Source organism: Sphaerotilus mobilis (assembly GCF_004216565.1).
Classification (GTDB): domain Bacteria; phylum Pseudomonadota; class Gammaproteobacteria; order Burkholderiales; family Burkholderiaceae_C; genus Sphaerotilus; species Sphaerotilus mobilis.
This window is the reverse complement of sequence record NZ_SGWV01000008.1, coordinates 35,595-53,943: the sequence shown is the minus strand read 5'-3', so window position 1 is coordinate 53,943 and position 18,349 is coordinate 35,595. Positions and strand designations below refer to the sequence as shown.

Genomic DNA, 18,349 nt, shown 5'->3' with positions numbered 1-18,349 from the left:
CGACTCCTCACGCTGCAGAGAAGACCTTCCCGTCACATCTACAGACACCCAACCCAAGCCCCAAGCCCCAACCCCACCGAGCGGCCAAGGCGTCGCCCTTCCGCCTTTAATCCGCCGCGCACTTACAGCCCTAAAGCGGCTTCGCTGTCCAGCCCAACCGGAATGCCTTCCACCCCGATTCGCCAAGGCATGTCGATCACGCCGCACATGCCGTGGCACCGTCACACGATGAGGTTGGTTGCCAAGATTGCTTCGAGCAGCCTTGTGCCATCAGACCGCCGCTGACGCCCCTTCCCCCTCCTGATGCAAGCTCCCCCGCGCCGCCGCCTTGACCGACTCGGTCAGCCGGCGGGCGGGGTCGGATTCGCGGGCCCAGTGGTGCCAGTAGAGGTGGACGTCGACCGTTGCATCGGGCAGGACCTCGACCAGGCTGGGGCGGTCGGTCAGGTGCTGTTCGGGGACCATGCCCCAGCCCAGGCCGAGTTCGATGGCGCGTTCGAAGGCGTCGACCGCTGGGGCGTGGTGGCGTGGGTAGTGCGGCTGGCGCAGGCCCAGGTGCTGGGCCAGGAAGGTGTCCTGCAGGGCGTCCTTGCGGTTGAAGATGACGGCCGGCTCGGCCAGCAGGCGGTGGGGTGACAGGCGGCCGGTTGGCGTGCGGCAGCGCGCGGCCACCTCGGGCGAGGCGACGCAGCGGTAGCGCAAGGCGCCCAGGGGCTCGGCCACGCAGCCGCGGATGGCGCGGGCCAGCGTTGTCACGCAGCCGACCACGTCGCCGCTCTTGAGGGCATCGTGGGTGTGGTCCTGGTCGTCGATGACGATCTCCATCAGCAGCCGGTGACGCTGCAGCAGCGGTGCCACGCCGGGCAGGAACCAACTGGCGACGGAGTCGGCGTTGATCGCCACGCCCAGGCTCTGCCAGGCGGCTGCGCCGCGTGCCCGTCCACCGGGCAGGCCGGCCAGCAGGTCGGCTTCCATCAGCCGGACCTGCTTGACGTGGGCCAGCAGTGCCTGCCCGGCCGCTGTCGCCCTGACCGTCTTGCCACGCACGACCAGGCGCTGGCCGAGGCCGGATTCCAGCGACTTGATGCGCAGCGAGACGGCGGCCAGCGTCAGGTCAAGCGCCTGCGCGGCCGGGCCGAAGCCGCCGTGTTCCAGGACCGCGACAAAGGCTTGCAGCTGGCGGGCGTCGAGCATGGTTGTTCAAGGAAATATTGAGTGAATGCATTTTGATTGAACTTCCTTCAAACAAGGCCCTGCCCTGGCCACACTCGCGCTCACAGCGACCGCTGTTGCCACCGTTGCCCGGAGCCCTGCCGCCATGCCCCCGATCCGCCCTGCCGATGCGCCGCTGACCGTCTTCGGTCCCGACTTCCCGTTTGCCTACGACGACTGGCTGCGTCACCCGGCCGGGCTGGCGTCCTTGCCGCCAGCGGCCTATGGCACGGAGGTCGGCATCGTCGGTGCCGGCATCGCCGGGCTGGTGGCCGCGCATGAGCTGATGAAGCTCGGGCTCAAGCCGGTCGTCTACGAGGCCTCGCGCATGGGCGGCCGGCTGCGCTCGCAAGCCTTTGAAGGCGGCGGCGGGGTCGTCGCCGAGCTGGGGGGCATGCGCTTCCCGGCGTCCAGCACGGCCTTCTTCCACTACGTCGACCAGCTCGGCCTGCAGCGCCGGCCCTTCCCCAACCCGCTGACGCCGGCCGCCGGGAGCACCGTCATCGACCTGGCCGGGCAGAGCCACTACGCCCGTGGCCTGGACGATCTGCCGCCGCTGTTCCAGGAGGTGGCGCACGCCTGGGACGAGGCCTTGTCCGAACTCGGCTTCGGCGAGCTGCAGACCGCTCTGCGCCAGCGCGACGTGGCGCAGCTCAAGGCGCTGTGGAACCGGCTCGTGCCGTTGTGGGACGACCGCACCTTCTACGACTTCGTGGCGCAGTCGCGCGCGTTCTCGCGGCTGTCCTTCCGGCACCGCGAGGTCTTCGGCCAGGTCGGCTTTGGCACCGGCGGCTGGGACTCGGACTTCCCGAACACGATGCTGGAGATCCTGCGGGTCGTGCTGACCGGCTGCGACGAGAACCAGCACCTGATCGAGGGCGGCGTGCAGCAGGTGCCGATGGGCCTGTGGCAGCACGCGCCGGAGGACATCGCGCACTGGCCGCGCGGCACCTCGCTGGCCAGCCTGCATGGCGGCGCGAGCCGGCCGGGCGTGACGGCGATCGCGCGTGCGGCCGATGGCCGTCTGGCCGTGACCGACACCTGGGGCACCCGGCGCGAGCATGCCGCCGTGCTGGTCACCTGCCAGAGCTGGCTGCTGACGACCCAGATCGAGGTCGAGGAAAACCTGTTCTCGCAGGCCCTGTGGATGGCGCTGGACCGCACCCGCTACATGCAGTCGAGCAAGACCTTTGTGATGGTCGACCGGCCGTTCTGGAAGGACCGCGACCCGCGCACCGGCCGCGACGTGATGAGCATGACGCTGACCGACCGCCTGACGCGCGGCACCTACCTGTTCGACCACGGCCCCGACCGGCCGGCCGTGATCTGCCTGTCCTACGCCTGGATGAGCGACGCGCTGAAGATGCTGCCGCACGGGCCGGAAAAGCGCGTGCAGCTGGCGCTGGCGGCGCTCGCCAAGATCTACCCGGATGTGGACATCGCCAGCCACATCGTCGGCGACCCGATCACCGTGTCCTGGGAGGCCGACCCCTACTTCCTGGGCGCCTTCAAGGGCGCGCTGCCGGGCCACTACCGCTACAACCACCGCATGCACGGGCACTTCATGCAGGACGGCCTGCCGGCGGCCGAACGCGGCATCTTCATCGCGGGCGACGACGTGTCCTTCACGCCGGCCTGGGTCGAAGGCGCGGTGCAGACCTCGCTCAACGCGGTCTGGGGCATCGTGCATCAGCTGGGCGGGCATTGCCCGGCCGACAACCCGGGGCCGGGCGATCTCTACCCAACGCTGGGCCCGGTCGCCCTGCCCGATTGAGGAAGCGGCCATGAACGATCTGAACCTCGCCATCTGGCAGACGGCCTATGCCGCGACACCCGCCGCAGCCCTGCAAGGTCTGGACGCCACCGCCGCCCAGGCCCGTGCGGCGGGTGCGGACCTGCTGCTGTGCCCGGAGATGAGCCTGACCGGCTATGCCATCGGCGCGGACGCGGTGCGCCGCGTCGCCGAAGCGGTCGACGGGCCCTTGGCGCAGGCGGCAGCCGCCGTGGCGCGGCGACATGGCCTGGCGCTGGTCGTCGGCATGGCCGAGACCCATCCGGACGGGCAAAAGCCTTACAACACCGCGCTCGCCTTCGGCCCGGACGGCGCGCGGCTGGGCCACTACCGCAAGACCCATCTGTTTGGTGAACGGGACCGCGCCCAGTTCAGCGCCGGGGATGTCGCCTCGCAGGTGTTCGACTGGCGCGGCTGGCGGCTCGGGCTGCTGATCTGCTACGACGTCGAGTTCCCGGAGACGGTGCGCCTGCTGGCGCTGCAGGGCGTCGACGCGGTGCTGGTGCCGACCGCCAACATGACGGGCTTTGACGAGGTCCCGCACCGGTTGGTGTCGGCGCGCGCCTGCGAGAACCGCGTCATGCTGGCCTATGCCAACGCCTGCGGCGTCGAAGGCCCGCTGTCCTACGGCGGCCTGTCCACCGTGGCCGATGCCAGCGGCGCGGTGCTGCGGCAGGCGCATCGAGGCGAAGACCTGTTCACGGTCGGGCTGTCGCGCACGAGCCTGGAACAGGCGCGACGGCACGATCCGCTGGCCGACCGCCGGCCCGATCTCTATCAGCCGCTGTCGCTGCGGCCGGGCATCACCAGCCGGTAGCTGACGCTGCGCCCGCCGCCGTCGCGCGCGATGACGCCACGCGCCAGCAGGTCATTCAGGTCGCGCAAGGCGGTGTCGGGCGAGCAGCGGGCCAGCGCAGCCCACTTGCGGTTGTTCAAGGCCCCTTCGAAGCCGTCCAGCAGGCGGGCCAGCACCCGCAACTGGCGCTCGTTGAAGGCCACATGTGACCAGCCCTGCCAGAAGCGGCTGCGGGCCAGCACCTCGTCGAGCGTGCGATCGGCCTCGTCGACCGCCTGGCGCAAGGCCTGCAGGAACCAGTGCAGCCAAGCGGTCACGTCGAGGTCGCCGCGCTGGGTGCGTTCCAGGATGGCGTAGTAGCCAGCGCGCTGCTGCTGGATCTGCGCCGACAGGCTGTAGACCCGCTGGGCCATGCCGTCGGCCCGCGACAACAGCAAATCGCCGATGGCCCGCGCGATGCGGCCGTTGCCGTCGTCATAGGGGTGCAAGGTGACGAACCACAGGTGGGCGATGCCGGCACGCAGCAGCGCGGGCAGGTCGTGCAGGGCGCTCGACGTCACCGGCGCGTCGACCCAGTCGAGCAGGCGGGCGATCTCAGCCGGCAGGCGCTCGGCGCTCGGCGCCTCGAAGTGCACCCGTGGCGCGTGCAGCGGGCCCGACACCACCTGCATCGGGCCGTTGGCGTCATCCCGGAAGTCGCCCACCCGGGTGCGCCCGAAGCCGCTGCGCCCAGTGGGGAACAAGGCCGCATGCCAGCCGTGCAGGCGATCGAGCGTGAGCGGCTGATCGGCGTGCGTCGTGGCGTCCAGCACCATGTCAACGACCCCGTCGACGTGGCGGTCGGCCGGGGCCAGCGCGCCGATGTCCACGCCCAGGCGACGGGCGATCGACGAACGCACCGACTCGGGCGGCAGGTCCTCGCCCTCGATGGCGCTGGTCTGGATGACGTCGTCGGTCAGGGCACCCAGGCTGACCCGCTGGCGCAGGTCCAGCCCGACGCCGTCAAGCCGGCCCTGAAGCCGGCCGTGGGCGCTGCTGACCGCCAGCAAAGGTTCGATCAAGGGCGCGTAGTCAAGGCGCCACGCCGGCCAGTCGGGCCGTTGCCAGATGAAGGTGCCGTTTTCGCCGCGCCGCATGCAGCGATTGTGGCTGAGAAGACCGGAGAGTCCTGGCAATCACCGCATGATTAGCGGTGAATGGCGGGCGGAATCGCCGCAGGCTCCGCAGACGCCGCAGACGCCTCAGTCGTCGTTGGCCGCGTCGTCCATGCCGCCGACCAGACCGCCGCGGCGTGGGTTGCGCGACTGCACCGCGCCGGCATAGGCCAGGCGCAGCAGTTCCTCGGCCTGACGGCCGTGGTCGGGGTAGAGGCTGACGCCGGTGCCGATGCCCAGCACGGCCTGCTGGCCGGTGACGACGTAGGGCTCGCTCATGCTCTGGGCCAGCTTGGCGGCGACCCGTTCGCCGTCCTGCGGACGTTCCATGCTGGGCAGGACCGCCGCGAAGGCGTCGCTGCCGACGACGGCGACGACGTCGCTCGAACGCAGTCCCGCACGCAAGCGCACGGCGGCCTTGCGCTTGAGCAGCTGTGCGGCCTGCGGGCCCAGCCGGGCCTGGACCGCGTCCAGCCCATCGAGGCGGAAGACCAGCAGCGCCATGGGCACCGGTTCGCGCTCGCGCAGCGCGCAGAGCTGGTTCAGGAGTTCGACCAGCAAGGCCCGGTTGGGCAGGCCGGTGCCCAGGTCGATCGACCAGGCACGGCGCACTTCGAGGTCCTGAGCCTTGCGGTCGATGGCCTGGTAGACGGCACGCTTCAGGCGCGGACCTTGTGCATCGTCGAGCGACAGCACGTCCTGCACACCCATCTGGATCAGGCGCCGAGCTAGGTCACGGTCGGGCGCGGGCCAGGCCACCAGCACGGCCGAGGCCGCAGCGGCCTGCGACAGGCCGCTCCAGGCCAGCAAGGCCTGCGCCTGCTGGCGGTTCGGGCATCCCAGCACGATGGCCGGCGGCGTGTGCAGCTGAAGCTGGGCGCTCAGGGCGTCCAGGCTGTCGATGGCTTCCCAGGTCAATCCGTCGGACGGATCTCCAGGCAGGACGCCACCCAAGCCCAGGTGGCAGACGGAGACCCGTTCGGTACGCGAGTTGGACATGACGAAAAAAAGACCACCTGGAAAAACAAGGTTCTTCGATGTTACTGAGGCCACACGCGCCCACCGAGACCCACAGGCCTGAGTCGTGCCCGACTACACGAACATGTCGGTCAATCCCCCAAATCAATGCACCAACGCTGTGCAGCGAGGGTCGAGAACGGGAAATCTTGAGGTTTGACAAGCCATTCGGACGCTGAAGATCAGGAACTTCATCACTATGGGGGAATCCCCTTCTGCCGAATCCACTTTAACCTGCGGTTCAGCCACTCAAACAAGTAGTTGCCATGAAAGCCCTGCTGCTCAGCCACACCAGCGACCTGCAAGTGCTTCTCCAGCATGAGTTGCGTCGCCGCCGGACCGATGCCGAGATCGCCCGGACCCACACACTCGCCAGTGCCCTGCCCTATCTGCGGCAGGAACCCGAGATCGACCATGTCGTGCTGGATCTGGGCCTGTGCGGCTGGTCCCGCATGAGCACACTGGTCACGACCTTGCGGCCCTGCCTCGGGCATCGGCGCCTGGTCTTGCTGGTCGACACCGTCGAGGACGTCATGCGCGTGCGCGCCCAGGGCGTGACGGTGGATGCCTGCCTGCCGCGCTCGGCCGGTCTGGGTCCGCTGGCCGATCTGCTGCTGCAGACCGATGCGACCCTGCCCACGCTGACGGCCACGCGCTGGGCCTACCGCGACCGCGAGGCGGTCGAGCAGGCCCTGACCGGCGCCGCTCCGGTCGGCCGCACCGGCGTGCGGGTTGCGGGTGATGGCGCGAGTTCGGCCAAGGTCTATTCGGGCATGTTCAACCGGCAGGCCTGGTAGTAGGTACGCGGGTAGGCGGGTCAGCGGGTAAGCAGCTAGAGCGGCTGCGGGCCGACACGCTCAGGCCCGCCGCACCACCACGAATCTCCGCGGGAAGCGGAACAGCCGTTGCCCGTCGACGCGCGCTGGGTAGGCCGCGTCGATGCGTTCGCGGTAGGCCGCCAGGTAGGCCGCGCGCTCGCCGTCATCGGCCAGCGCATCCAGGAAAGGCCGCAAGCCGGTCGCACGTACCCAATCGACGATGGCATCCGCATCGGCCATGACCTGTTCGTAACGGGTCTCCCAGATGTCGACCTCGGCGGCGAGCGGCGCCAGCAGGTCGTAATAGTCGGCGGGCTCCAGCACATGGTTCATGGCTTGGGCCGCCACGCCCAGCCGGCCGGCCCAGGGACCGGGCAGCTCGCGCATCCAGCGGTGGCTGGGCTCGTCGCGGTTGGCGGGCATCTGCAGGGCCAGCACGCCGCCCGGTCGGACCTGTGCCAGCAGCTGCGGCAGCAAGCGGCGGTGGTCCGGCACCCACTGGAAGACCGCATTGGCGAACAGCACATCGACCGGTCGCCCGGCCGGCGCGCGCCAGGTCGACACGTCGGCCTCGACCCAGTCCAGCGCCGGCAAGGCCTGCCGAGCCGCCTTGAGCATCGCCGCTGAGTTGTCGACGCCGGTGATGCGGGCGCCGGGCCAGCGCGCGGCCAGCAGCGCGGTCGAATTGCCGGGGCCGCAGCCGAGGTCGACCACCTCGGCGACGGCGACCGCCGGGTCAGGCCGGACCCGCGCCAGCAGGTCCACGGCCGCGCGTGTGCGCTGGTCGCCAAAGCGCAGGTAGAGGGTGTCGTTCCAGTCCGTCATGGGCCGGGATTCTGACGGGCGCTCCCTAGAATCCGCCGCCATGCAGCTGCCCACCCTCGTCCCCGGAAAACGCTACACGCTCCCGCGCACCATCGGCTCGTCCGACGCGCTGCTGCTGGCGCGTCATGCACAGGCCCGCAAGGCGGCCGGCGAGCTGGTCGCCATCGTCGTGGCCGAACCCGCCGACGCGCAGCGCCTGCCCGACGAGCTGGCCTTCTTCGCACCCGAGCTGGTGGTGGCCGTCTTCCCCGACTGGGAGACCCTGCCCTACGACAGCTTCAGCCCCCACCAGGACCTGATCTCCGAGCGCCTGGCCACCCTCTGGCGGGTGCTGCAGCGGCGCAAGGCGGCCGATCCGCTGGACGTCGTGATCCTGCCGGCGACGACCGCGCTGACGCGGCTGGCGCCACCGTCCTTCCTGGCCGCCTACACCTTCCACTTCAAGCAGAAGCAGAAGCTCGACGAACAGGGCCTGCGCTCGCAACTGACGCTGGCGGGCTACCAGCATGTCAGCCAGGTCGTCTCGCCCGGCGAATACGCCGTGCGCGGCGGGCTGATCGACCTCTACCCGATGGGCTCGCTGGTGCCCTACCGGGTCGACCTGTTCGACAACGAGGTCGACTCGATCCGCGTCTTCGACCCGGACAGCCAGCGCAGCCTCTACCCCGTGCCGGAGGTGCGCCTGTTGCCCGGCCGTGAGTTCCCGATGGACGACGCGGCGCGCACCGCCTTCCGCTCGCGCTGGCGCGAGAAGATGGACGGCGACCCAAGCCGCGCCCGCATCTACAAGGACATGGCCCAGGGCATCACCACCTCGGGCATCGAGTACTACCTGCCGCTGTTCTTCGACGAGCCGGCGACCTTCTTCGACTACCTCGGCGAGCAGGCCTCGCTGGTGCTGCACGGCGAGGTCGACGAGGCCCTGGAGCGCTTCTGGACCGAGACCCGCGAGCGCCACCGCTTCCTACAGCACGACCCGGAACGGCCGGTGCTGCCGCCCGAGGAGCTGTTCCTGCGCGGCGAAGGTTTCTTCACCCGCTGCAACGACTTCGCCCAACTGGCGGTGCGCGGCCTGGGCCCTGTCGACTGGGCCCGGCCGCTGCCCGACCTGAGCGTGCAGCGCGGCGCGCCCGACCCGCTGCGCCGGCTCGAAGACCAGCTGGCCCGGCTGCGCGAGACCGGCCAGCGCCTGCTGGTGGTGGCCGAGAGCGCCGGCCGGCGCGAGAGCCTGCTGGAGCTGCTGCGTGACCACCGGTTGGAGCCGCCCCCGGTCGACACGCTGGCCGCCTTCATCGCCAGCGACCACGCCTATGCGATCACCACGGCGGCGATGGCCTCGGGCTTTTTCTGGACCGATGCGACGGCCGACTTCGGCATCCAGTTGGTCACCGAGACCGAGCTGTTCGACACCACACCAACGGTGCGCCGGCGCCGCAAGCAGGAGGCCACCAGCGACGTCGACGCGCTGATCAAGGACCTCTCCGAGCTGAAGGTCGGCGACCCGGTGGTGCACGCCAACCACGGCATCGGCCGCTACCGAGGGCTGGTCAACATCGACCTGGCGGGCGACGGCGCGAGCAACGAGTTCCTGTTCCTCGAATACGCCGACCAGGCGACCTTGTATGTGCCGGTGGCGCAGCTGCAGCTGATCAGCCGCTACACGGGCGTCAGCGCGGACGAGGCGCCGCTGCACCGGCTCGGCTCGGGCCAATGGGAGAAGGCCCGCCGCAAGGCCGCCGAACAGGTCCGCGACGCGGCGGCCGAGCTGCTCAACCTCTACGCCCGCCGGGCCGCGCGCGAGGGCCATCCTTTCCGCTACAGCCCGCAGGACTACGAGGCCTTCGCGACCAGCTTCGGCTTCGAGGAGACGCCAGACCAGGCCGCCGCGATCCATGCCGTCATCCAGGACATGATCAGCCCGCGCCCGATGGACCGGCTGGTCTGCGGCGACGTCGGCTTTGGCAAGACCGAGGTGGCCTTGCGCGCCGCCTTCGTGGCGGTCACCGGCGGCAAGCAGGTGGCCTTGCTGGCACCCACCACGCTGCTGGCCGAGCAGCACTTCCAGACGATTGCCGACCGCTTTGCGCCCTGGCCGGTCAAGGTCGCCGAGATGAGCCGCTTCCGCTCGCCCAAGGAGGTCAAGGCGGCGATGGAGGGCCTGGCCGCCGGCACCATCGACATCGTGGTCGGCACGCACAAGCTGCTGAGCCCGGAGACGAAGTTCAAGAACCTGGGCCTGCTGATCATCGACGAGGAGCACCGTTTCGGCGTGCGCCACAAGGAGCAGATGAAGGCCATGCGCGCCGAGGTCGACGTGCTGACGCTGACCGCCACGCCGATCCCGCGCACACTGGGCATGGCGCTCGAAGGGTTGCGTGACCTGAGCGTGATCGCCACCGCGCCGCAGCGCCGCCTGGCCATCAAGACCTTTGTGCGCAACGAGACCACCGGCACGATCCGCGAGGCCGTGCTGCGCGAATTGAAGCGCGGCGGGCAGGTCTACTTCCTGCACAACGAGGTCGACACGATCGAGAACCGGCGCCAGAAGCTGGAGGAACTGCTGCCCGAAGCCCGCATCGGCGTGGCCCACGGCCAGATGCCCGAACGCGAGCTGGAACGGGTGATGCGCGACTTCGTCGCCCAGCGCCACAACCTGCTGCTGTGCTCGACCATCATCGAGACCGGCATCGACGTGCCCAGCGCCAACACCATCGTCATCAGCCGGGCCGACAAGTTCGGCCTGGCGCAGCTGCACCAGCTGCGCGGCCGGGTGGGCCGCAGCCACCACCAGGCCTATGCCTACCTGATGGTCCCGGACATCGAGGGCCTGACCAAGCAGGCCCAGCAGCGGCTGGACGCGATCCAGAGCATGGAAGAACTGGGCTCGGGCTTCTACCTGGCGATGCACGACCTGGAGATCCGCGGCGCCGGCGAGGTGCTGGGCGACAACCAGAGCGGCAACATGATGGAGGTCGGCTTCCAGCTCTACAACGAGATGCTGGCCGAGGCGGTGCGCGCACTGAAGAACGGGCAAGAGCCGGATCTGCTGTCGCCGACCGGCTTCTTCGGCGGCACGACCGAGGTCAACCTGCACGCACCCGCGCTGCTGCCCGAGGCCTATTGCCCGGACGTGCAGATGCGCCTGAGCCTGTACAAGCGCCTGGCCAGCACCGACCGCGCCGACAAGATCGACGCGATGCTCGAAGAGCTGGTCGACCGCTTCGGCAAGCTGCCGGCGCAGGCCCAGACCCTGTTCGACCTGCACCGGCTGCGCATCCAGGCCAAGGTCTGGGGCGTGCAGAAGATCGAGGCCGGCCCCGGCGTGATCGCCATCCACTTCCGCCCCAACCCGCCGATCGACCCGATGAAGATCATCGAGCTGGTGCAGAAGAACCGCCACATCAAGCTGGCCGGCAACGACAAGCTGCGCATCGAACGCGCCTGGCCCGACCCGAAGGACAGGGCACAGGCGGTGCGCGAGGTCTTCCGGCTGCTCGGCACGCCGCTGGCCGCATCGCCTGCACGACCCGCGCCGACGGCGCCCCGCACCGTGCGCTGACGGGCGCGGCACCGCAGGAGCCCAGATGCCGGGCATTTCCGGCCTTCATCGGCGCATGGTGCGGCCTCGTCTGCAAGCAACATGCGCGTCAGCGTCGGCCCAGCAGTACCCCCCCGGAAACCGGCGCTTCCGTGGAGACATCTCGATGATCGAACTGCTGCGCCGCTACAGCCAGGCCAACCGTGTCCTGGCCGGCTTTGCCCTGATGACCCTGATGCTGGTCGGCCTCGCGCTCGCCGCTGCCGTGCCCTTGCGAGAACGAGGCGCCGACGATGCCGCGCTGGCCCTGGTCGTCGCTGCCGTCCTGCTCGGCGGCATCGGCATGACGCTCGGCTGGTTCATCCGCGCCAGCATCAAGGCACCGGTCGAGGACACCGCGATGGCCGTCATGCGCATCGCCAAGGGCGACCTGGTCAGCCGCATCGACTCGCCCGGGCGCGACGAGCTGTCGTGGCTGCGTGCCGAACTCAACAACATGCGCAAGCGCCTGTCGGAGACGGTCGGCGGCGTGCGCATGTCGGTCGACAGCGTGGCCTCGGCGTCCGAGCAGATCGCGCTGGGCAACAACGACCTGTCGACCCGCACCGAGAACCAGGCCGCCGCGCTGCAGCAGACCGCCAGCACGATGGACGAGCTGGCCTCGACCGTGCGCAGCCATGCCCAGAGCGCCCAGGACGCCCGCCGCGAGATGGACGGCGCCCGCGATGTCGCCACCAAGGGTGGCGAACTGGTCGGGCAGGTGGTGCAGCGCATGCAGGACATCCACCAGAGCGCCAACCGGATCAACGAGATCATCGGCGTGATCGACGGCATCGCCTTCCAGACCAACATCCTCGCGCTCAATGCCGCCGTCGAAGCGGCCCGGGCGGGCGAACAGGGTCGCGGGTTTGCGGTCGTTGCCGGCGAGGTCCGCGCGCTGGCCCAGCGCAGCGCCACCGCCGCCCGCGAGATCAAGACGCTGATCGGCGATTCGACCGAAAAGGTCGACGCCGGCCAGCGCCTGGTGCAGCAAGCCGGTGACAACATGCAGGACCTGCTCGACCGGGTCGGGCGTGTCGGCGGCCTGATCAGCTCGATGGCCGACGCCGGCAGCGAACAGAGCCGCGCCATCGATCAGGTCCACCAGGCCATTTCGCAGATCGACAGCGTGACGCAGCAGAACGCCGCGCTGGTCGAAGAGGTGTCGGCCGCCGCCCAGTCCCTCAAGGGCCAGTCCGGCCAGCTGCTCGAAGCTGTGGGTGTGTTCAAGACCCAGGGTTGACCCGCATCGGGGAGAATCCCGGGTTTGCCGGGGACACGCGCCCCGCGCCATGTCTCCCGCCTTGCCTGCCCTCCCCGACCATGCCCGAACCGACGTTCCCGATCGCCCCCGGCCTCACCGTGCGCGGCTTCACCCCACCGCTGCGCCTGGCCGACTTCAAGCTGATCGCGTTCGACATGGACTCGACGCTGATCAACATCGAATGCATCGACGAGATCGCCGATGCCGCCGGCCGCAAGCCGGAGGTCGCCGCCATCACCGCCGCTGCGATGCGCGGTGAGATCGCCGACTACAAGGACAGCCTGCGCCAGCGTGTCGCCCTGCTCAAGGGCGTACCGGCCCGTGCGCTGGACGAGGTCTACGAGCAACGCCTGCAGCTCAACCCTGGCGCCGAGGCGCTGGTGCGGGCCTGCCAGGCTGCCGGGCTGAAGACGCTGCTGGTCTCCGGCGGCTTCACCTATTTCACCGATCGCCTGCAGCAGCGCCTGGGCCTGGACTGGACCCGCAGCAACCTGCTCGAAATCGTCGACGGCCAGCTGACCGGCCGGCTGGTCGACCAGGCCTGGGGCGACATCTGCGACGGCGAGGAAAAGCGCCGCACGGTGCTGGCCACCTGCGCCGCGATGGGCATCGAGCCGCATCAGGCGATCGCGATGGGCGACGGTGCCAACGACCTGCCGATGATGTCGGTGGTCGGTCTGTCGGTTGCCCACCATGCCAAGCCGGCCGTGCGCGAGCAGGCCATGGTGGCGATTGAGGACGGCGGCCTGGACCGGCTGCTGGACGTCGTCCGGCCCTGAGACGGCGCCCGGACGCCCTGGCGGCTCAGACCATCAGTTCGAGCTGGCTGCCCAGCTCGTCGCACCAGACGTCGAAATCGGCCTCGCGCGCACCCAGGGCGATCAGCGCCTGTTGACCGCCGCGCTGCCACTCACCGTGCCGGTTGCGCCCCTCGCGGCGCTGCAGGTAGCGGTCGGCCACCAAGGCCAGGGCGACCAGATGGGCGACCCGGCTGCGCCCGGGCTGCGTGAAGACCCGGTAGTCGTGGTGCCAGGCAACGGCCTCGACGATCTCGTCGCTGACGCCCCAGCTCTGCGCCAGCGCGGCGCCCACGGCCGCGTGATCGGTGCTGTGGCGGGCGCGTTCGACGTCGGTGAACGGCCGATGACCCAGGTTGGCCTCGGCCAGCGTGACGCGGTAGCTCGGGTTGAAGAAACGCTGCAGCAGCACCGGGATGCCGACGTCGCAGAACAGCCCGAAGGTGTGTGCCAGATCGGCCTCGACCACACCGAGCTGGCGCGCCAGCCAGGCCATGGCGAGGCTGCGGCGGTGGGCCACGTCCCAGAACCGTTCGAAGGTGCTGGACGGCACCGGCAGGACCTTGCGCAGCACCAGCGCGCTCAGGATGGCAATGCAGCGCTTGCTGCCCAGTTGCTCGAAGGCACGCCGCAAGGTGCCGGCTCCGGCGCGGGTGCCCGGTCCGCGCGCGTTGGCCACCTTGAGCAGCGCGGCGGCGATGGCCACGTCGAAGGAGGCCAGCTGCACCAGCATGTCCAGCCGCGGCTGGTCATGCGTCAGCTCGTCGTGCAGGCGTTCGAGCAGCTGCGGACGCGGCGGAATGCCGATGTCGCGCACCAGCGTGGCGAGTTGCTGCGTGTCTATCAGGGGATCGGCAAGGACGAAGGGGGACATGCGCGGCCAGGTTGGACCGGCCCCCGAAACGTCCGCTGGCCGGTCTCCCTGTTGTCGGCCGATCAGCCCCGGACTTGAGCGCCGGCTGCTTTCAGGCCGGCGCCCGGGGCATCACGACGACGCCATCGACATCGGCGCACAACCACTCGCCCGGACGCACCGTGACGCCCTGCACCTGCACGGGCACATCGACCTCGCCGGCGACGCGGCGCTCGGTCGGCAGGGGCATGCGCGCCAGCGCCAGGATGCCGACATCGCAGGCGGCCAGCTCGGCGACATCGCGCACACAGCCGTCGACCAGCACGCCGGCCCAGCCATTGCGGGCCGCCGCCGCGCCGATGTTGCCGCCCACCAGCGCCCGGCGCAGCGAGCCACCCCCGTCGACCACCAGCACGCGCCCCAGGCCGGGGCCTTCGAGCAGTTGCTTGACGGTGGTGTTGTCCTCGAAGCACTTCACCGTCACCACAAGCCCGGCAAACGCGGTCCGCCCACCAAAGCTGCGCCAGACCGGCGGCAGCACGCGGAAGTCGCCGCTGCGATCGGCCTTGTGGACGTCGCAGAGGTCGCAGGTTGCCGGCATGGCGGGGATGGACGGGCTGGCAGAGGTCATGGCGGGCAAGGGCCGGAGCGGCCGGGCAAGGTCGATCGCGCCAGCTTAGAAGCCCCGCGCGACGCGTGCCTTACAGCCCGGCGCTGGTCAGGCTCTGCAGGAACTGCGGGACGTTCTGGTAGCCGATCACCCGGGCGGCGCTGCGTTCCTGACCCTGGGCGTCGAAGAACAGGATGCCGGGCGGGCCGAACAGGGAAAAGCGCTTGAGCAGTTCGCGGTCGGCCGCGTCATTGGCCGTCACATCGGCCTGCAGCAGCAGCGCACCTGCCAGCTTGGCCTGCACCTGCGGGTCGGGGAAGGTGAACTGCTCGAACTCCTTGCAGGACACGCACCAGTCGGCATAGAAGTCCAGCATCACCGGCTGGCCAGCGGTCTTCAGGATCTGGTCGAGTTCTGCCGAGGTCTTGACCCGGCGGTAGGCCGCCAGCCCGGCGTCGTGGGGCACCTTGGCCGTCACGCCGCTGGCACCCGCGGCCGAGGCCGGCCCCGCGCCGCCGGCCAGATGGCCCAGCGGCTGCAAGACCGAACGGCCACCCGACAGCAGGCCGATCCACTGCGCCGCGCCGACCAGCGCGAGCACGAGGGCCAGGCCCTTGGCGCTGCGAGCGAGCATCGAGGCGGAGTCCGACAGCCGGTCCAGCAGGCCCAGCAGCACCGCCGAGACGATCAGCAGCAGGCCCCAGGCGGCCATCGCGACCCAGGTCGGGATCACAGGCGTGAGCATCCAGATCGCCACGGCCAGCATGGTGATGCCGAAGAAGCGCTTGACGCCGTCCATCCAGGCACCGGCGCGCGGCAACAGCGAACCGGCCGACGCTCCCACCAGCAGCAGCGGCACGCTCATGCCGCAGGCCAGCGCGAACAGCGCGACCGCGCCGATCAGCACGTCGCGGGTCTGCGAGATGTAGAGCAGCGCGCCGGCCAGCGGTGCGGCCACGCAGGGGCCGACGATCAGCGCGGAGATGCCGCCCATCACGAACACACCCAGGTGATGGCCGCCGCCGCCCAGGTTGCCGGACCAGGCGGTCAGGCGGGTCTGCAAGGACGCCGGCATCTGCAGCTCATAGGCACCGAACATCGACAGCGACAGGATCACCAGCAGCGCGGCGAAGGCGCCCAGCACCGCCGGCGTCTGCAGCGTCGCGGCCAGACCCTCGCCCGCCAGCCCGGCCAGCACGCCAAACAGCGTGTAGACCAGTGCCAAGCCCAGCGCATAGCTGATCGACAGCATCAGCCCCCGCGAGCGCGAGGTGGCAGCACCCTGCCCCACGATGATGGACGAGAGGATCGGCACCATCGGCAGCACACACGGCGTGAAGGACAGCAGCAGGCCCGCCAGCGCGAACACCGCGACGACGCTCCACAGGCTGCCCGAGCGCAGCGCGCGCGAGACCGCATCGTCCGAGCCGGCGGCAGGCGCCGGCTGCACGGCCGCCACGGCGGTGATCGCCTGCGCGGTCGCGGCCACAGGCGTCCAGGCCGCACCAGCCTCGTCGCCCAGGACCTCGACCGAGCGGATCGCACCGCCGTCGGTCTTGACCTTCAGCACCTGCTCGCGCGGCGGATAACACAGGCCCGCATCGGCGCAGCCCTGGCTGGTCACCGTCAGCTTGAACTCGGCCGGTGCCGAGGTGACCGGCACCCGGTAGACCAGCTCGCGGCGGTAGGTCTCGACGTCCTTCTGGAAGGTCTCGTCGAACTTGACCTTGCCCGGCGGGATGACCGGCGCGCCCAGCTGCACGCCGTCGGGCGCGGCAACGACCGCCAGCCGCTCGCGGTACATGTAGTAGTCGTCGACGATCTCGTAGCGCACCTCGATCTGGGCGCCGTCCGGGCTGCGCGCCGACAGCTTGAAGGCCTGGTCGGGTTCGAGGAACTCAGCCGCGCGCAGCGGCGCGACGGCGCACAAGAGGACAAACGCCGTGAACAGCCCGCCGACCAGGCGGACCAGCGACGTCCAACGGTGCGCCGACGGGCGACGCAGCGAGACGGAAAGGGACTTGGATGACATCCGGAAATTGTCGCCCGCTTCAGATCCGAATGCTTTGACTCAGGCTGATGCCGGTGCGCGGGATGCGGCCCCGCGTGCGGTATGTCGCCCGACCAGCGCCGAGGCGACCACCGCCGCGACCAGGGCCAGTGCCGAACCGAGCAGCACGCCAGCCGGCTGACCGCGGTCGAGCAGCCAGCCGAAGATCGGCGCGGCGACCGAAAACCCCAGGTCCAGGCCGGAATACACCAGGCCGTAGACACGACCGGACGCGCCCGGTGGCGCGGCGCGCCGGATCAGCATGTCGCGCGACGGTCCGGCCAGCCCTGTGCCGATGCCCGCTGCGGCCACCAGCGCCAGCGCCAGCCAGCCCGGCACCCAGGGCATCGCAGCCAGCACCAGAAAGCTGCCGGCCAGCATCAGCGCCCGGGCGATCAACGGCTCCAGGCGTTCGGCGCGGGCCAGCAGGAAGCCACCGGCGACCATGCCCAGCGCGCCGCAGACCATGTAGGCGCTGACGACCCAGGCCGACCAGCGCAGCGGCACGCCATGCAGCAGTTGCAGAGCAGGACTGGCGAAGCTCTGGATCGCCGCCAGCGCGCTGGTCGTGAAAAACAGGAAGGAGAAACACAGCCAGACCGAGGGCAGGCGCAAAAAGCCGAAGGTGGACGCGCTGGCCCCTTCCGCCTGGGCACTCGCATGGGCACTCGCCTGGGCACCCGCCTGGCCACCCGCCGGGACAGCGCCCTGCGCCGGCTCGACCGAGCGGCGCAGGGCGGCGCGGTCGTCCAGGTCATCGCGCCGCCACCAGACGATGGCCAGCACCAGCAGCGCCACCATGGCCACCGCCGCGTAGGTCCAGCGCAGCGAGCCGGTCAGCGCGAACAACTCGGTCGAGAAGATCGGCGACAGCGCCCAGCCCAGGTTGCCGCTGATGCCGTGGACCGAATAGGCGTGTCCCAGACGGGGCGTCGACACCCGCCGATTCAGGATCGTGAAATCGACCGGGTGGAACGGCGCATTGCCCAGTCCGGCCATGGCCGAGGCGAGCAGCAACCCGCCATAACCCTCGGCACCGGCCGCCAGCAGCGCGGCGGCGACAAAACAGGCGAGTGCGCCCATCAGTGCCGGCCGGGCACCGATGCGGTCGACCAGGAAACCCGACAAGGCCTGACCCACGCCGGATATCACGAAAAACACCGTGACGAGCAGGCCGAGCTGGGAATAACTCAAGCCGAATTCGCGCATGAAATGCGGAAACAGCGGCGGCAGCAGCAGGTGGAAGAAGTGCGAGGTGCCGTGCACCAGGCCGACCAGGCCGATCGTCCGGGCGTCCCGGCGCAGGATGGCAGCGGGGTTGCCAAGGGCGTCGGCGGCAGCGATGGAAGTCATCCCAGCATGATAAAGAGCATGGTCCCTGGCACGCCCCGCCGGCCCGTGACACAGCGCCGCGTGTGCGCCCTTGTGGCGAGGCCCCGACCTGTTGCCAACTGTTTCTCACCGCCGTTTGCGGCCGTAACCCATCCGACTAAAGTAGGGGCTGGCCGACGCGTCGATGATGCGTTTGCACCGATCCAGAACACGATACCCCGCCGGTTTACCGACCGGCAGCGCAGCCGCGAC

General features: G+C 70.0%; 14 protein-coding genes. 6 read left to right on the top strand and 8 right to left on the bottom strand.

Annotated elements, in window-relative coordinates; translation table 11 throughout:
- Nucleotides 1-270 precede the first annotated feature (270 nt).
- Nucleotides 271-1,194, bottom strand: a complete 924-nt coding sequence (gene argP, locus EV685_RS05645; protein WP_130481046.1) for an HTH-type transcriptional regulator ArgP — start codon at nucleotides 1,192-1,194, stop codon at nucleotides 271-273.
- 124 nt (nucleotides 1,195-1,318) lie between these two features.
- On the opposite strand from argP, the gene EV685_RS05640 reads away from it, so the two are divergent.
- Nucleotides 1,319-2,986 (top strand): flavin monoamine oxidase family protein, encoded by a 1,668-nt coding sequence (locus EV685_RS05640; protein ID WP_130481045.1) that lies wholly within the window; start codon nucleotides 1,319-1,321, stop codon nucleotides 2,984-2,986.
- A 10-nt stretch (nucleotides 2,987-2,996) separates the two neighbouring features.
- A complete protein-coding gene (locus EV685_RS05635; protein ID WP_130481044.1) occupies nucleotides 2,997-3,821 on the top strand; it encodes a carbon-nitrogen hydrolase family protein in 825 nt (274 codons plus the stop codon).
- Here the strand turns inward: EV685_RS05635 and EV685_RS05630 are convergent.
- Entirely contained in the window at nucleotides 3,782-4,936 is a 1,155-nt protein-coding gene (locus tag EV685_RS05630) for a Fic family protein (protein ID WP_130481043.1), read from the bottom strand. The genes EV685_RS05635 and EV685_RS05630 overlap by 40 nt on opposite strands.
- Before the next feature lie 105 nt (nucleotides 4,937-5,041).
- Nucleotides 5,042-5,953, bottom strand: a complete 912-nt coding sequence (locus EV685_RS05625; protein ID WP_130481042.1) for a GGDEF domain-containing protein — start codon at nucleotides 5,951-5,953, stop codon at nucleotides 5,042-5,044.
- A 284-nt stretch (nucleotides 5,954-6,237) separates the two neighbouring features.
- Here EV685_RS05625 and EV685_RS05620 point away from each other — a divergent pair, with 284 nt between their 5' ends.
- Nucleotides 6,238-6,768 carry a hypothetical protein gene (locus EV685_RS05620; RefSeq protein WP_130481041.1) on the top strand — a complete coding sequence of 177 codons (531 nt, stop codon included), beginning with the start codon at nucleotides 6,238-6,240 and terminating at the stop codon, nucleotides 6,766-6,768.
- Between the two features lie 60 nt (nucleotides 6,769-6,828).
- On the opposite strand, the gene tam is transcribed toward EV685_RS05620, so the two are convergent.
- Nucleotides 6,829-7,614: a trans-aconitate 2-methyltransferase gene (gene tam, locus EV685_RS05615; protein WP_130481040.1), complete on the bottom strand. Its 786-nt coding sequence runs from the start codon at nucleotides 7,612-7,614 to the stop codon at nucleotides 6,829-6,831.
- Nucleotides 7,615-7,654: 40 nt separating this feature from the next.
- On the opposite strand from tam, the gene mfd reads away from it, so the two are divergent.
- From mfd to serB, 3 genes are all read left to right on the top strand, one after another.
- Complete coding sequence (mfd, locus tag EV685_RS05610) at nucleotides 7,655-11,173, top strand: transcription-repair coupling factor (RefSeq protein ID WP_130481039.1); 3,519 nt, start codon at nucleotides 7,655-7,657, stop codon at nucleotides 11,171-11,173.
- Between the two features lie 145 nt (nucleotides 11,174-11,318).
- Nucleotides 11,319-12,434, top strand: coding sequence for a methyl-accepting chemotaxis protein (locus EV685_RS05605; protein ID WP_130481038.1), 1,116 nt, complete (start codon nucleotides 11,319-11,321; stop codon nucleotides 12,432-12,434).
- A gap of 80 nt (nucleotides 12,435-12,514) precedes the next feature.
- Nucleotides 12,515-13,234 carry a phosphoserine phosphatase SerB gene (gene serB, locus EV685_RS05600; protein ID WP_130481037.1) on the top strand — a complete coding sequence of 240 codons (720 nt, stop codon included), beginning with the start codon at nucleotides 12,515-12,517 and terminating at the stop codon, nucleotides 13,232-13,234.
- Nucleotides 13,235-13,259: 25 nt separating this feature from the next.
- On the opposite strand, the gene EV685_RS05595 is transcribed toward serB, so the two are convergent.
- The 4 genes from EV685_RS05595 to EV685_RS05580 all read right to left on the bottom strand — a co-directional run bounded on the left by EV685_RS05595 (nucleotide 13,260) and on the right by EV685_RS05580 (nucleotide 18,118).
- Nucleotides 13,260-14,126, bottom strand: coding sequence for an HDOD domain-containing protein (locus EV685_RS05595; protein ID WP_130481036.1), 867 nt, complete (start codon nucleotides 14,124-14,126; stop codon nucleotides 13,260-13,262).
- Between the two features lie 91 nt (nucleotides 14,127-14,217).
- A complete protein-coding gene (rraA, locus tag EV685_RS05590; RefSeq protein ID WP_130481035.1) occupies nucleotides 14,218-14,736 on the bottom strand; it encodes a ribonuclease E activity regulator RraA in 519 nt (172 codons plus the stop codon).
- Nucleotides 14,737-14,806: 70 nt separating this feature from the next.
- Entirely contained in the window at nucleotides 14,807-16,747 is a 1,941-nt protein-coding gene (gene dsbD / locus EV685_RS05585) for a protein-disulfide reductase DsbD (RefSeq protein WP_130481034.1), read from the bottom strand.
- 39 nt (nucleotides 16,748-16,786) lie between these two features.
- Nucleotides 16,787-18,118, bottom strand: a complete 1,332-nt coding sequence (locus tag EV685_RS05580) for an MFS transporter (protein ID WP_130481033.1) — start codon at nucleotides 18,116-18,118, stop codon at nucleotides 16,787-16,789.
- Nucleotides 18,119-18,349 lie beyond the last annotated feature (231 nt).